The following is a 14,096-nucleotide window of genomic DNA, read 5'->3' as shown; positions in this document are numbered from 1 at the left end:
CACCCGCCGAGAGTCGAGCGCTCAACCTATTCCGATGTCTTGCGACACGCTATTCGCATGTCCTGGAACCACACACCTCCGCCACCGCGCGCGCCCAGCCTCACCCGCGGGATCTCGGCGGCGATGCAGTCCATCAGGGCCGCATAGCGGCCGGATTCCGGATCTCTGCCCGGTTTCCCACTGCTGACCAAGCCCGCGGCCAGCTCGCGCTCGGGGTCAGCCCAGATCGCGACGTTCACCAACCCGAGGTGGCCGAATGCTGCCGGCGCGTTGCGGCCGAACGGTCCAAACCGGTTGGATCCCAGCATGAACCCGGTGCCCCAGCGAAGCGGAACCAGCCCGGTCGCGAAATCCGGTCGTAGGCGGCGGCATTCGCGCACCGCCTCGCGTAGCGTTTCCGGACGCATGACCCGGACCCCGTCGAGTTCGCCACCGCGACGCCATATTTCGGCAAATCGTGACATCTCATCCGCATTCGAGACGGTGTTGGATGACGGGACCACTGTGGTGAGGAACCTCGGGTCGTTGGTGAACGGGATGATCTGGTGCACCGTTCCACCGATCGCCTTGCGGAACGCCGTCGCGATCGGGGGCGGCAATGGCTTACCGGTCGCGTGGCTGGGCGCGACCAGCGGGACATCCTCTTTGGCGACACCGAAGTTGGTCCACCGGAAACCCAGTGGGTCGAGGATTTCGGTGGCGAGAATCTCGCGGATGTCCTTGCCGGTGGCGGCGTAAACAATCTCGCGCATCAGCGGGCCCCACGTCAGCGCGTGGTAGATGTGCACCAGTCCCGACCGATACAGCGGTCGCAGCTTCCCAAGCTGTTCCTGTGCGTACTCGTGGTCGTCCGCGCGCCTGAGGTCCGGCCTGGGCCCGGTCGGGAAAGGCACGCCCGCGCTGTGGGTCATCACGTGCCGGATCGTCGTGCGGTGCTTGCCGTGGCTGGTGTAGGTCGGCAGGTAGTCGCAGACGCGGTCGTCGAGCGAGAAGTGGCCTCGCTCGACGAGCATGTGCACGACGGTCGCGGTGATCGCCTTGGCCGACGAGTACACACAGAACGGCGTATCGGTCTGCACCGGAATCTTCTCCGCGTCCGGCGGGTCCGTGGGGGCATTGCCCCAGCCGTGCCCGATCGCCCGGTTCAGCACGACCTTGCCGTTGTGTCGCAGGCACAGCTGGATCGCCGGGTGCATCCCCGCCTGATACCAGTGCCGCACGGCCTGCCAGATCCGCTCGACGGCCAGGGGGTCGATCCCGGAGTAGTCTTCTTCGCTCACCGCGGTGACGGCGTCGAGGTCGGCCGGAACACGGATCCTGCCGCCAAAATTGCTCACCCAGCGAGGGTACGTGGACTGTTCAGTGAAGCGTGGGCGCGTACCGCAGCACGGCACCGATACCGTCGGCCGGGGCGATCCGCTCGTCGGTGCGCACCAGTGACGCGCCGACCGACACCGCGAGCAGCGGCAGCGCCTCGTCGGCGCGCAGCGTTCGCGCCGGGGCGGCGCCCTGCTCGGATAGCACCTCGGCGTTCGGCGCGACGGTCGTGAGATCCTCGTCGGCGACCACCGTCTGCTCCCCGATATCGCCGATGATCAGGGTCTCCACAGCGCCCTGGCGTAGACCCGAGCACACCGGCCCGAGCCCTTCGGCGGCCAGCCCTGATTGGCGGCCGATCTCGGCGGTGAAACGTTGCGCGGCGTCGTCGAGCACGGCCAGCCGGCGTTTGAGCAGCTCGGCCTCGATGGCCTGCTGGACCTCGTCGAAGTCGTGCCCGCTGTGGCGCGCTCCGACCTGCAGCTCAATCGCGAGGTCGGCGACCCGGTCCGGCAGCGTGGCCAGAAGATCCGAGCGTGATCGCACCTCGCCGACCACGAACACAGCGTCGGCGCCGACGCGGTCCACCAGCTCGGCGACCCGGTCGGCCACTGCGCGCAAGTTCTTGCGCGCGGCTTCGTCGGTGCGCAGCTGGGGATCCCCGTATCCGGCGGTCTCGGCGCCCGCCGACTTGTGCACGGGATGACCGCCGCCGTCGACAGTCTCCGAGCGCAGCCCGCCGTCGGCGTGCACGGTGATATCGGCGCCGGTGTGATCAACCGCGACCAGCACGTAGTCGAGATCCTCAAAGCCGTGCTCGACGATCGGCACGATGTAGGGCAGCTCGGAAACCCGGACGATCGGCGCGGTGGTGGGGCGCAGCAGGTGCTCGTTGAGCACCACGCCGTCGGCGCCGGCGACCACCGCGCGGCCGCTGCGGCCGATCGGCGGGCGCAGGTCCATGACGGCCCGCTCGATATCGGCGGTGACGGATTCATCCACACCCTGCTCGACGAGTTGATCGCGTACTCCCCGCCATTTGAGGTCAAGCTGGGCGGCGGCGTCCTGGGTGTCGTGCGAGTCCTCGAAGTAGACCGATGCGAACGGGCCCTTGGTGGTCAGCAGTTCGCGGAAGCGTTCCGAATCCATGCCTGGTTGGGTTGCCGTCCGGCGCGGCAGACAAACGCGCCGCGCTAGGGGCGGTCGCCCTCGGTGTGTTCGAAGAACCGCCAGTCACCGTCGAGGTTGACTTCCAGCCGCCAGCCGAGTTCGGTGTTGTCGGCTTTCTGGTCGACGAACCATGCGTGCGCGTCGTCGGCGCTGGCGATGTCCTTGGTGGCGACGACCTCGCCCTTCGGGTTGAGCACTCGGTAGGTAGACATACCCGAGTGTTCCCGCCCACCGGCGAGCCGAATCGCCTATTCGCCGGTGAACTGCGGCGGACGTTTGGCGAAGGTGGCCGACATTCCCTCGGCCAGGTCCTTGGACGGCAGGAACGCCGCATTCCAGGCGGCGACGTAGCGCAGACTGGCCGACACAGCCGAAATCCGTTGCTGGTCAAGGACATCCTTGATGCCGCGTACGGTCAGCGGCGGGTTGGCGGCGATCTCCGCGGCGGTGGCGTGCGCGGCGGCCAGTGTGGCCTCGGGGTCGGCGAACACATCGTTGACCAAGCCGATCTTCTCGGCGCGGGCGGCATCGATGTCCTTGCCGGTCAGTGCGAGTTCCCGCAGGTGCCCGTCGGAAAGGATCAGCGGCAGCCGGGCGAGGCTGCCGACGTCGGCGACAATCGCCAGCTTGACCTCGCGGACGGAGAACTTCGCGTCAGCGCTGGCGTAGCGGATGTCCACCGCCGATATCAAGTCGACGCCACCGCCGACGCACCAGCCGTGCACTGAGGCGATGGTCGGGGTGCGGCAATCCGCGACGGCGTTGATGGTGTTCTGCATGCGCAGTACTTCGGCGTGGAAATCGGCGCGGGGTCGGGCCAGCGCGCCCTCAGCCAGGACGGGCGCCAACGTCCCACCCATCGCCGGCAGGTCCAGGCCGTAGCTGAAGTTGGCGCCGGAGCCCGTGATCACGATGGCGCGCACATCGTCGTCGGCGTCCAAAGCGGCGAACACCTCGGGCAGCTCCGACCAGAAGGCCGGCCCCATCGCATTTCCCTTGCCCGGCCCGATCAGCGTCACCTGTGCGACCTGATCTTTGGTTTCGACTGTTACGGATTCGTACGGCTGACCCATGTCGAGACCGTACCGTGGACGTCATGTCTCCCGATCTGCGACCCGGACCCGATGCCCCGCCCACCGACGAACTGGCCGGCGCGGAAGCCACGCTGGGTGCTCTGCAACATGTGCTGCATCCGATTTCGCGCGACGAGTTGTCCAAACCGACGCCGTGCACGGAGTATGACGTGGCGCAGCTGACCGACCATCTGCTGAACTCCATCACGATCATCGGCGGCGCGGCGGGCGCACAGTTCCCTGACCGCGACGCCGGCGATTCGCTGGAGGGCCAGGTCATCAGTGCGGCCCGGCCAGCGCTTGACGCATGGCACCGCCGCGGCCTGGATGGCACCGTGAGCCTGGGCCCGAACGAGGTCCCGGCCAGATTCGGGCCCGGCATCTTATCGCTCGAATTCCTGGTGCACGCCTGGGATTACGCGACGGCGACCGGGCGCCATGTGGACGTTGCAGATTCCGTCGCCGAGTATGTGCTCGGGCTGGCGAAGAAAGTCATTACGCCGCAAGGCCGTTCGACGGTCGGGTTCGCCGACCCGGTCGACGTCGCCGATGATGCCCCCGCCCTGGACCGGCTGGTCGCCTTCACCGGCCGAAGGCCCTAGACCCGCGCGAGCGTGCGGCTAGCTGCACACTCGTCGCCGAATGTGCGGTCAGCCGCACATTCGAGCGGTATGCCTAGATCCGCTCGAGGTAGAAGTAGAAGTACCGGCCGCCATCGACGACGCCCTTGCCGTTCATGATGCCCATCACGGCGTCGTCGTCGATCTTTTTGAAGTGATCGTGTACGGGCTGGCCGTCGTAGACCATGGTGGCGGTGACCTCGCCGCGGAACTCCTCCAGCCATAGGCTCGCTTCGCCCTTGCCCATTTTGACGTTGGAGAACCGGTTCCCGTCATCGTCGAGACACACCAGCGGCTGCACATCGGTGGAGGAGTTGAAAGTCTTACCGAACCAACGGGCCTTCTCCAGTTGGCCGTTCATCCGGTGGCCGGTGACGAATTCGCCGCCCTTCCACTCGCCGAGCATGCCGTCGATGGTCGCCGGCGGAAGACTCGCCCAGTAGTCGTCGAGCTCGGCATCGGCGATCGTGCCGGCGCGTTCCTTGAACTCGGTGAACTTCTTGCGGGCCAACTCGTCACTCATCGCGCTCTCCTCTGATCCAGCGCTGCGCGAACCGTAACAGGGCGTCGTTTTCCTCGGGCGAGCCGATCGTGATCCGCACACCGTCGCTGCCATACGGGCGCACCACGATCCCGGCGTCGGCGGCCTGCCCCACGAAGTCGAGCGTTCGTTCGGCGAGCGGCAGCCAGACGAAGTTTGCCTGCGACGGCGGCAACACGAAGCCGGCGTCGCGCAGAGCGGCAGAAACCCGCACCCGTTCGGCGACGACGGCGTCGGTGCGGGCCAGCAATTCGTCGGCGGCGTCCAGCGAGGCGATGGCCGCGACTTGGGAGATGCTCGTCGCGGTAAACGGCACGTAGACCTTGCCCAGTGCGGTGATCACGTCGGGGTCGCCGACCGCGTAGCCGATCCGCAGTCCCGCTAAGCCGTATGCCTTCGAAAAAGTCCGCAGCACAACAACATTCGGATGGGCCCGGACAAATCCCAGGCTGTCGGGCAGCATACCGTCGCGAATGTACTCGACATAGGCCTCGTCGATGGCGATCAGGATGTGCGACGGAACAGCCTCGATGAAGCGGGCCAGTGCGTCTGGGTCGACGACCGTGGACGTCGGGTTATTGGGATTGCAGACGAAGATCAGCCGGGTGCGGTCGGTTACCGCGGCCAGCATGGCGTAGAGGTCGAATGTCTCGTCACGCAGCGGCACCTGGACGGGGACAGCGCCGGCGACGCGGACCTGCAGCGGGTAGAGCTCAAAGCTGCGCCAGCCGAACAGCACCTCGTCGCCCACCGAGGCGGTGATCTGGATGAGCTGTTGGCACAGGCTCACCGAGCCGCAGCCCACGGAAATGTGCTCGGGGGCGAAGTCGACATGCTTGGCCAGCCGCGACTTGAGCTCCGCGTAGCCGTTGTCCGGATAGCGGTTGACGGTGTCGATGGCCCCCTCGATGGCCGCTCGGACGCTGGGCAGCGGCGCGTGCACCGTCTCGTTGCTGGCCAGTTTGATCGCGCCTGCAATGGACTTGCCTTCGACGTAAGCCGGCAGCTCAGCCAGCTCAGGGCGCAGGCGGGCAGTCACTTCGACAGCATATGTCCGGGCTGTGTACGCTGTGGCCCCGGCGGTTCCGCGGCCCGGCCGGGGTCCGGTACCCTCGGGAAATCCAAGGAGGCGTGCCAGAGCGGCCGAATGGGACTCACTGCTAATGAGTTGTCCTCTTTACCGGGGACCGGAGGTTCAAATCCTCTCGCCTCCGCCACCGACATAACTAAACACCTGCGCCCGTAGCTCAACGGATAGAGCATCTGACTACGGATCAGAAGGTTGGGGGTTCGAATCCCTTCGGGCGCGCTTTTCGCACAATGGATTAGCCTGCGCTGGGCCGGGTCGAAGTAGTCACGCCAGGCGGTGATCTTGCCGTCGTGCACCTCGAAGACGCCCACCACCGGCAAGTCAATCGTTCGCTGGCTGCTGACGAAGTGATCGACCCGCTCGACCATCACGACCGGGCCTGACGCGACGATGTGACTGATATCGACCCTCACCTGGCCGCCCATAGTCATGAAGCCCGCCACGGTCGCCTCAATCGCTTCGCGCCCCTCAACAGGATCCATCGGGACGTTGTGATAGATCGCATCGTCGCTGAAGAACGACGCAACCCGAGCCGCATCCCTCTTCGCTCAGGCCGACGAGAAGGCCGATATGAAGTCTTGGATCGTCTCCTTCGGCGTTGTCATTCCCTCAAGTCTGGCGGAACCCGCTCCGCGAAATCCGCGGGTTGCGACACGGTCACGGATGCATACCTATCAGTGCATCACCGATCACAACAGTCCCACTGAACACTATCGTCACATACGCCCACTGCGGACGTCTATGCGAGGTCTGCCCCTGGAAAGGTGTGACATTGTCGGCGATTCGTCGAATCGTTTCGGTATCGGTGGCATCGGCGGCCGTTGTCGGACTCATCGTGCCGATAGGCCCCGCGCCGCTTGCCGCCGCCACGCCTTGCACCGCACCGGAAGCCAACGTGGAGCCGCCTGCCGCGCCCCCGGCGATACCTGCGCCCGCTCCGGTCGTCCAGCCACCGACCGGGCGCAGGCCTCGCGGCACGAATGAGCACGCGCCGCTGCCCAAGCTGGGTCCACTGATATCCAGGTTGTTGAACCCGGGAAAATCGGCGCAACTTCAAGCTGCCGTCGTGCCGCCCGGGCCGAATCCGCCCGGCCCCGGCCAGCCGTCGCCGAATGCTGCGCAGCTGGGGCCGGACGGCGCCCCGGCGCCGCCGCCGCCCCCCTCGATTGCAGGCGCCCCGACATCTCTGGTCGAGTGGGTGACCGGACCGAACAGCCCGAACAAGACTCTTCAACGTTTCAGCATCTCCGGGACCGACCTCGGGATCCCCTGGGACAACGGCGATCCCGCCAACCATCAGGTGCTGATGGCCTTCGGTGACACGTTCGGCTACTGTGCAGTCCACGGTCAGCAATGGCGCTATAACACACTGTTCCGCAGCCAAGACCGTGATCTGTCGGACGGAATCCAGGTGGCCGACGGCGTGCCCAACAACCGATACTCCGGTTCGCCGCTTTGGGCCCCGGGCGTTTCCAAGCAGATCATCAGCAGCATCAAGCGGGCGCCCCACGAGACGGGACTCATCCCCACCTCCGGGATCTCCATCGGCAGAACCCAATACGTCAACTTCATGTCGATCAGGAACTGGGGCCGTGATGGCGAATGGTCGACGAACTTCTCGGCACTCGCGGTGTCGCCCGACAATGGCCAGAACTGGGGGATCTACCCGAGCTCGGTGCGTCCCGCTGACCCGGAGGCCATCCCCGGAGCCAGGTTCGTTCCGGGGAATGAGAATTTCCAGATGGGCGCGTTCATGCGCGGAAACGACGGTTACATCTATTCGTTCGGGACGCCGTCCGGACGCGGCGGCGCGGCGTTTCTTTCACGGGTCCCACCGCGCTATCTGCCCGACCTGACCAAATACCAATACTGGAACGGCGACTCGAACTCCTGGGTCGCGGCGGATCCGTCGAAGGCCACGCCGATTTGGCCCGGCCCGGTCGGTGAAATGTCTGCGCAATACAACAACTATCTCAAGCAGTACCTGGTGCTTTACACCAACGGCGGCAGCAACGACGTCGTGGCACGGACCGCGCCGGCTCCGCAAGGACCATGGAGCCCCGAGCAGGTGCTGGTCTCGTCATTCCAGATGCCCGGTGGCATCTATGCGCCGATGATTCATCCCTGGTCGTCGGGCAAAGACCTATACTTCAACCTGTCCTTGTGGCAGGCGTACGACGTGATGTTGATGCACACTGTGCTGCCATAGCGTTCAGCAGGCTCGCGACAGGCTGAAGCTCATGTCGACCGTGGTTCCCGACGGTGTGCACTCCAGCTCGAGCCAATCGCTCACGGCGCGAATCAACAACAGTCCCCTTCCGCGATTGCCTGGATGCTCCGGTGCCGCCTTCCATGAGCCGGAATCGATGATCCGCAGATGCGCTCGGGCGCCGTCGTTTTCGGCCTCGACGCGGACCTTGCCCGGCTCGTGTTCCCGGTAACCGTGCTCGATGCTGTTGGCACACGCTTCGTTGACCGCCAAGACGATGTCGGTGGCCAGCGCGTCCGGGATCCTGGCCGCACGGGCCCACGCGGCGAGCTGATGGCGGATGTCGCTCAATTCGTCTGCTGCTGCATACTTTTCGATGACGAGCGGCGGGTACGGCCGTCGATAAACCACAATCGCGACGTCATCGTCGTACCCCGCCGCCGGAGCCATCTCGGCAAGCAACGATTCGGCTACTGCGTCAACGGGCTGATGCATGCCGTTCGCCACGATCTCGGCGACCTGGGCGATCCCGTCGTCGATCGATGCGTCGCGCCGCTCGACCAGGCCGTCGGTGTACAGCATCAACGTCGAACCCGGAGGCAGGACCACCGATGTCTGCGGCCGAGAACCTTTGTGCTGCACAGCAAGCGGCACCGATCGAGCGTCCGAGAGCAATACCGGCTCGGACTGCGGCGCGGCCAGCACAGCCGGTAGGTGGCCAGCGCAACTGTAGGAGAAGGCGCCGGCTTCCGTATCGAGGATCGCCAGGAAAACGGTGGTGCAGAACGCGTCCGGGATAAGCTGAGCCGCCGCATCGAGCTGCTGGAGTAACATCGCGGGCTCGGCGCCGGTAAGCAGCAGCGCTCGCGCGGAGCTGCGAAGCTGACCCATCACCGCCGCAGCGGATAAGCCCCGACCTACGCAGTCGCCGACGATGATGCCGATCCGGTGGTCGCCGATGGGTAGTACGTCATACCAGTCGCCGCCGATTTCCAACGGCGGGACAGCGGGTTCGTAGCGAACGGCGAAGCCGGGCGGAAGCTCGGTGGGCGAAAGCATCGCGTGCTGGAGCGTCAGCGAAGTCTCACGCGCACTTTCGAACTGGCGCACATGCTGGATGGCCAGCCCAAGGTGCCCGGCAAGCACCGTTACCAGCAGGCGATCTTCGGCACTGACCCGGCGCGGTGCCCGGAGCTCGAGCCACAACGCGACGTCTCCTCCGCCGGAGAGCACTGCAATGATGCCGCGTGACTTGCCGGGTGAGTCCGCCCATTCGACCGGCTGGATCGTGAGCGGCAACTGATGGCGCGCCTGCTGAAACGTCTGGCGCAACAACGGATCGAGGTCACGCCAGGTCGGTGCGGGTTGCTCGCCTGCCACGTGGATGGTGGGGTCACCGCCGTTGGTCGGCCACACGGCGGCCACCACCCGGTGCACATCGATGGCCGCTCGGCATTCATCGAGGGTGGTGGAGAGCACCTCATCCAGGCTTTTGGCCAGCCCCACCGCAGTTGCCAGGCGCAGGACCGCGCTTTCCCGCGCCGCAAAGGCACGTTCGGCGGTGATATCACGAAGCGTCCCGACGTATACCCGATCAATGGCCGCATCCGCCGTCACCCTGTTGATGTTGGCCGCGACCCACGCGAGACGGCCGTCTCGATGCCGGATCGGCGTCTCGTATTGGACGTGGTTTTCGCTGTTGAGGCGGGATTGTTGCAGCCTCGCCGCGTTCTCGTCGACCAGCCACGGGTGCGGCCACGGGTACGGCAGATCGCTCGCCGGATAGCCGGTGATTCTGGTGAAGGCGTCATTGATCTCGATGACCGCACCGTTGTCGTCGGCGACGAAGAAGCCCTCCTGTAGGGAATTCACCAAAGCGGTGCGAAACTCGTCACGATCGGCGAGATCATCGGCTCGGGCCCGCTGCTCCTCGTAACGCTTTGTGCCGTCGAGGAATCCGCGCGTAGCGACGTCGAGGGGAGCCAGGGTTTGCAGCAGGAAACCCAGAGCTGCCGATCTGTCTACCGCCGATTGCTTTGAGAGCTCGTCGTTGACCAGCCGGAAGTGATTCTCGACGATCTCGAGCGTGCTGACGCCTTCCTGCAACGCAAGTCGCCCCAGCTCGTGTCCGACGGCGAGGTTCTCCTCGCCTCGCTCCTCCAGGTAGCGGCGCAGTGCGGCGGCATACCCGGCGTGAAAGTCGCCGGCGCGCGTCATCCCGATGTGCCTCGGTGGCGTGCGGCCAGCACCAGCGCGTCGTCATTGTCTTTACCGTGGCGGCGCAGGATCTGTTCGGCGATCGTACGAGCGGGCGCAGCGAAGTCGATGTTGTGCAGGTGGTCTTCGTCGATACCGTCGCTGGCAACGACGAGCAGATCGCCGGGGCGAATGGAGACTTCCTGGGGGGTCAGCGCTTCCGGTATCCGGTAGCCGACGATGCCGCCGGCAAGGCGCGCCGAAGAACGCACCTCCACACCGCCGGGGTGCTTGGCAACGAGGTTGGCGGTGACATTGCCGATCCCGACCCAACTCAACGTGTCGGTGCGAAAATTGATATGCGCCAACGTCATCGCCGCCCCTCTGGTGCCGGCCAGCGCGCGATGGCAAAGCTGGAACAGGACGTCGATCGGCTCCGCATGGGCGTCGCGCAGGGTTTCCACACCGCAGAGAGCGGCCTCGGCGGCCTCGGCGCCATGGCCGAGACCGTCCAGCACGCCGATGAGCGCGGCAGCACCTCCAACGTCGACGGCGATCGAACGGTCGCCGCAAACCTGTTCGCCCGGCCGCGGCCGCGCCTTCGCCGCCCACTCGATCGGCCCTAGCCAACCGTGCTCAGCCATTGGGCGGAATCCATTTCCACATCTCGACCACGGTCCCGTCTCCGGGTGTGGATTCCACGATCAACCGGTCCATTAACCGGCGCGCGCCCGGCAGTCCGAGCCCCAGCCCCCGTCCGGTCGAATAGCCGTCCTCGAGCGCCCTTTCGATGTTGGCGATGCCCGGGCCGTCGTCTTCGGCACGGACCACCAACGCCTTGCGGCCATCCCGGTCCTGTACCCCGACCCGGACCGTGCCCCGACCGGCGTAGCTGGTGATGTTGCGCGCGACTTCGGAGATCGCGGTCGCGATCATCGTGACATCGGTCAGTGAGAAACCCAGATCGCGGGCCAGATGATGGCCGGCCTGACGCGCGGCGACGATGTCGTCAGGATTGCCGACATCGACGACGACGTCATCCCACACCGTCGCGTCCGATCGATTTCCGCAGCGCCAGTTGTCGATTCAGCAGCGCCAGGCCCTCCTCCAGGTCCAGCGCCGTGTACATGTCGTCGAACATCAACCCGAGCTGGACCATCGCGAAGGCCACTTCCGGCTGCAGTCCGACGATCACGGTGTCCGCGCCACGCAGCCGGGTCATGTGAGCAATCGTGCGCAGCGATCGTGCGGCGAAGGAATCCATCACGTCGATGGCGGTGACGTCGACGATGATGCCCTGCGCGCGGAACTGGCTGACCCGTTCCATCAAGTCTTGGCGCAACCGTTCGGCGTCGGAGTCGGTGAGCGCCGCCTGCACCGAGGCGATGAGGATCGCGCCCTGTTTCAGGATCGGAACTGGCATAGGGCGCTCGCGTTAGCCTTCTTCACCCGCTCTGCTCGCCGGTGCGGGTGACCTCGTAGCCCAGCAGCCGTTCGGCTTCTTCGATGCCTCCCTGCAGGTCGCCGACGGCGTTCATCTTCGAAAGGTCAAGTCCGATCGTCACCAGGGTGAGCGCGATTTCCGAGGACAGGCCGGTGATGATCACGCTGGCACCCATCAAGCCCGACGCGTCGACGGTCTGCACCAAGTGGTTGGCCACCGTGGAGTCGATGGTCGGGACACCGGTGATGTCGATGACGACGACCTTGGCGCGGTTGGCGCGGATAGCCCGGAGGAGTTGCTCGGTGACCTGGCGGGCGCGCTGGCTGTCCAGGATGCCGATGATCGGCAGGATCAGCAATTGTTCGCGGACCTGCAGCACGGGGGTAGACAGCTCGCGGATGGCCTCCTGCTGCTGGCGGATGATGCGCTCACGTTCCTGGACGAAGCTCACTGCGACGGTGTTGGCGATGCGGTTGGCCGCCGGCTCATAGGCGTCGAGCACCCGGTTTAGCATCTCGAAGTCGGACTGGTACTTCTCGAACAGCGAGCGCGCCAGCACGTCGCGCAACAGCAACACGATGCCGACGACCTCGTCCGTCTCCACACCACGCGGAATGATGCGTTCGGATAGGTCGCGGGCATAGGCCTGCAGCGCCTCGACGCTTCCGGTCTCGAGCACTTCGACGTAGTTGTCGTAGACGGCGGTGGCTTCGGAGAAGATCTCCTCGGGCGTCATCGCGGTGAGCAACTGCGCCTCGGTGATCCGCTGGGCCCATTCCTCGCGCAGCGCAGTGCGGTTCTGCCGCAGGTGCTGCACCAGCTGAGGCAGCAAAACTTCGGCCGGGATTCCCGTCGTTTGGCTGACGGCAGTGATTCCCGCAATATCAGTCGACTGATCCGACATCGAACCTCCCGGCTCTCGGCACAGCGCAAACCCCGGGGCCAAGACTAACCGAGCCTCGGCGCGCCATCTCTTGAAGTAGTATTTTTGATAGTTTGCGACGGCGGCTAGGGTCGGCACCAATTCCGCCACGAGCGATCGGACTCCAGCCTAAGGACGGGCCGTTGCCATCTGCGGACCCCATTACCACCACCGTCGCTCGTCGCGGTGAAGTCGCCGTGGTAAGTATCGGCGGCGAAATCGATTTGAGCACCGCTCCCGCCTTCGAGGCGGCGATCGCGGCGGCGCTCGATGAGGGTTCGCCGGTTCTCGTCATCGAGCTTTCCAAGGTGACTTTCATGGCATCGGCCGGGCTGCGGGTGCTGGCGGCCGCCCAAGAGAAAGTCGGCAAATCGGCTCAGCTCGCGGTGGTGGCGAGCAATCCGGCGACAAACAGGCCGTTGCAGTTGACCGGCCTCGACAAGGTCATCTCGTTGTATCCGACGCTCGATGACGCGTTGGTCAGAGTGCGCACGACCGCGGACTAGGCGTACCCGCTCGCCATCAACGTCTGCGCCTGCTCGAAGAGCCGCACCGTGGTGGCGTGCAGTAGGTCGCCGACTTCCTTCGGCGCCTTACCGGCGCACGCTCTCGCGAGCGTGCCCTCCAGCACGATGCCGAGCTTGAAGCAGGCCAGCACGGTGTACCAATTGACGTGCGACAGGTCGCGGGTGGTGTTGCGCGCATACCGTTCCACCAGATCTTCGGCGCTGGCCAGTCCGTCCATGTCGAACAGCGAGTGGCCGAACGCGCTTGAACCGCCGGTCTGGCGCCAGGTGGCAAGCAGCCAGCCCAGGTCCAGCAGCGGGTCGCCGATCGTGCACATCTCCCAGTCGACGATGGCCACGACGTCGGGACCGGTGCGGGAGAACATCACGTTGGCTATGTGGTAGTCGCCGTGCATGATCCCCGGTGTCCAGGTCGACGGGCGGCCTTGTTCGAGCCAGGCAGCGACGTCTTGAACCCCGGGAATGTCTGGGCCGGGATAGTTTTCGAACTCCCGATACGATTCCAGCTCTGAAAGCCACCGCGGCACTTGGCGTTCCAGGAAACCCGCCGGTTTCCCGAAGTCAGCGAGTCCTACGGCGACATGGTCGACGGCTCCCAGCTTGGCCAGGGCATCGGCCATCGACAGCCCCATCTGGAACCGCACCGCCGGGTCGCCGGCATGAAGCGGGGGCAACTCTTCGCCCGCGTTGAACCCGTCGATGGGCTCCATCAGGTAGAAGACCGCGTCGCCAAGCACGCTTGGGTCGTCGCACGCCGCGATCAGGCGCGGATGGGGCACATCGGTGCCGGCCAGCGCCGCCAGTACCTGGGTTTCCCGCATGATCGAGATGTTGCTGCGCGGACGCAGGTGCCGCGGCCCGCGGCGCAATACGTAGGGTCGGCCGGACCTGGTGAACCGCAGCATGATGTTCTGTGTTCCGCCGGTGAGTTCCGCAACGTCGTCCAGTGGGCCCTCGCCCAAACCCTGCTGCGACATCCACTCGGCG

At 65.6% G+C, this 14,096-nt stretch carries 14 protein-coding genes, 2 tRNA genes and 2 pseudogenes; 5 read left to right on the top strand and 13 right to left on the bottom strand.

From position 1 onward, the window contains the following. Positions 1–92 precede the first annotated feature (92 nt). The 4 genes and pseudogenes from lipE to AWC06_RS10560 all read right to left on the bottom strand — a co-directional run. Positions 93–1,337 (bottom strand): annotated as a pseudogene (gene lipE, locus AWC06_RS10575) (lipase LipE); the annotation flags it as partial. Between the two features lie 22 nt (positions 1,338–1,359). Beyond that, positions 1,360–2,466 carry an Rv2629 family ribosome hibernation factor gene (locus AWC06_RS10570; RefSeq protein ID WP_085197124.1) on the bottom strand — a complete coding sequence of 369 codons (1,107 nt, stop codon included), beginning with the start codon at positions 2,464–2,466 and terminating at the stop codon, positions 1,360–1,362. A 44-nt stretch (positions 2,467–2,510) separates the two neighbouring features. Continuing rightward, positions 2,511–2,699, bottom strand: a complete 189-nt coding sequence (locus tag AWC06_RS10565) for a hypothetical protein (RefSeq protein WP_085197122.1) — start codon at positions 2,697–2,699, stop codon at positions 2,511–2,513. A gap of 36 nt (positions 2,700–2,735) precedes the next feature. Continuing rightward, positions 2,736–3,560, bottom strand: a complete 825-nt coding sequence (locus AWC06_RS10560; protein WP_085197120.1) for a crotonase/enoyl-CoA hydratase family protein — start codon at positions 3,558–3,560, stop codon at positions 2,736–2,738. A gap of 23 nt (positions 3,561–3,583) precedes the next feature. Here AWC06_RS10560 and AWC06_RS10555 point away from each other — a divergent pair, with 23 nt between their 5' ends. Beyond that, entirely contained in the window at positions 3,584–4,162 is a 579-nt protein-coding gene (locus AWC06_RS10555; RefSeq protein WP_085197143.1) for a TIGR03086 family metal-binding protein, read from the top strand. Between the two features lie 73 nt (positions 4,163–4,235). Here the strand turns inward: AWC06_RS10555 and AWC06_RS10550 are convergent, their stop codons facing one another. Together AWC06_RS10550 and hisC are read right to left on the bottom strand one after the other, a co-directional pair. Further along, positions 4,236–4,703, bottom strand: coding sequence for a DUF4334 domain-containing protein (locus AWC06_RS10550; protein WP_085197118.1), 468 nt, complete (start codon positions 4,701–4,703; stop codon positions 4,236–4,238). Then, positions 4,696–5,760 carry a histidinol-phosphate transaminase gene (gene hisC, locus AWC06_RS10545; RefSeq protein ID WP_085197116.1) on the bottom strand — a complete coding sequence of 355 codons (1,065 nt, stop codon included), beginning with the start codon at positions 5,758–5,760 and terminating at the stop codon, positions 4,696–4,698. The genes AWC06_RS10550 and hisC overlap by 8 nt, the downstream gene beginning before the upstream one ends. A gap of 86 nt (positions 5,761–5,846) precedes the next feature. Between hisC and AWC06_RS10540 the strand changes: the two genes are divergently transcribed. Both AWC06_RS10540 and AWC06_RS10535 read left to right on the top strand, forming a co-directional pair. Further along, a tRNA-Ser gene (locus AWC06_RS10540) sits at positions 5,847–5,938 on the top strand. 19 nt (positions 5,939–5,957) lie between these two features. After that, positions 5,958–6,030: transfer RNA gene (locus tag AWC06_RS10535), tRNA-Arg, on the top strand. Positions 6,031–6,074: 44 nt separating this feature from the next. On the opposite strand, the pseudogene AWC06_RS23960 reads toward AWC06_RS10535, so the two are convergent. Then, a pseudogene (locus tag AWC06_RS23960) lies at positions 6,075–6,344 on the bottom strand (nuclear transport factor 2 family protein); the annotation flags it as partial. Between the two features lie 239 nt (positions 6,345–6,583). Between AWC06_RS23960 and AWC06_RS10525 the strand changes: the two are divergent. Beyond that, a complete protein-coding gene (locus tag AWC06_RS10525; RefSeq protein ID WP_085197141.1) occupies positions 6,584–8,020 on the top strand; it encodes a glycoside hydrolase family 183 protein in 1,437 nt (478 codons plus the stop codon). Between the two features lie 3 nt (positions 8,021–8,023). Here AWC06_RS10525 and AWC06_RS10520 read toward each other — a convergent pair whose 3' ends face one another. Genes AWC06_RS10520 through AWC06_RS10500 form a run of 5 tightly spaced genes read right to left on the bottom strand, consistent with a single transcriptional unit; the run spans position 8,024 to position 12,564 of the window. After that, complete coding sequence (locus AWC06_RS10520) at positions 8,024–10,237, bottom strand: SpoIIE family protein phosphatase (protein WP_085197114.1); 2,214 nt, start codon at positions 10,235–10,237, stop codon at positions 8,024–8,026. After that, positions 10,234–10,860, bottom strand: coding sequence for a SpoIIE family protein phosphatase (locus AWC06_RS10515; protein ID WP_085197112.1), 627 nt, complete (start codon positions 10,858–10,860; stop codon positions 10,234–10,236). The genes AWC06_RS10520 and AWC06_RS10515 overlap by 4 nt, the downstream gene beginning before the upstream one ends. Then, positions 10,853–11,263, bottom strand: a complete 411-nt coding sequence (locus AWC06_RS10510) for an anti-sigma regulatory factor (RefSeq protein ID WP_085197110.1) — start codon at positions 11,261–11,263, stop codon at positions 10,853–10,855. Before AWC06_RS10510 ends, AWC06_RS10515 begins: the two co-directional genes overlap by 8 nt. Then, on the bottom strand, positions 11,253–11,639 hold the full coding sequence (locus AWC06_RS10505) for an STAS domain-containing protein (protein WP_085197108.1): 387 nt from the start codon (positions 11,637–11,639) through the stop codon (positions 11,253–11,255). Before AWC06_RS10505 ends, AWC06_RS10510 begins: the two co-directional genes overlap by 11 nt. Before the next feature lie 22 nt (positions 11,640–11,661). Beyond that, positions 11,662–12,564: an STAS domain-containing protein gene (locus tag AWC06_RS10500; RefSeq protein ID WP_085197139.1), complete on the bottom strand. Its 903-nt coding sequence runs from the start codon at positions 12,562–12,564 to the stop codon at positions 11,662–11,664. A gap of 161 nt (positions 12,565–12,725) precedes the next feature. On the opposite strand from AWC06_RS10500, the gene AWC06_RS10495 reads away from it, so the two are divergent. Further along, on the top strand, positions 12,726–13,088 hold the full coding sequence (locus AWC06_RS10495) for an STAS domain-containing protein (RefSeq protein WP_085197106.1): 363 nt from the start codon (positions 12,726–12,728) through the stop codon (positions 13,086–13,088). On the opposite strand, the gene AWC06_RS10490 is transcribed toward AWC06_RS10495, so the two are convergent. Then, positions 13,085–14,086, bottom strand: a complete 1,002-nt coding sequence (locus AWC06_RS10490) for a phosphotransferase family protein (protein ID WP_085197137.1) — start codon at positions 14,084–14,086, stop codon at positions 13,085–13,087. The genes AWC06_RS10495 and AWC06_RS10490 overlap by 4 nt on opposite strands. Positions 14,087–14,096: the final 10 nt, after the last annotated feature.

This window comes from Mycobacterium fragae, assembly GCF_002102185.1.
In the GTDB taxonomy this organism is placed as follows: Bacteria; Actinomycetota; Actinomycetes; order Mycobacteriales; family Mycobacteriaceae; genus Mycobacterium; species Mycobacterium fragae.
The sequence above is the reverse complement of the archived record's forward strand: the minus strand, read 5'-3'. Positions and strand labels throughout refer to the sequence as shown.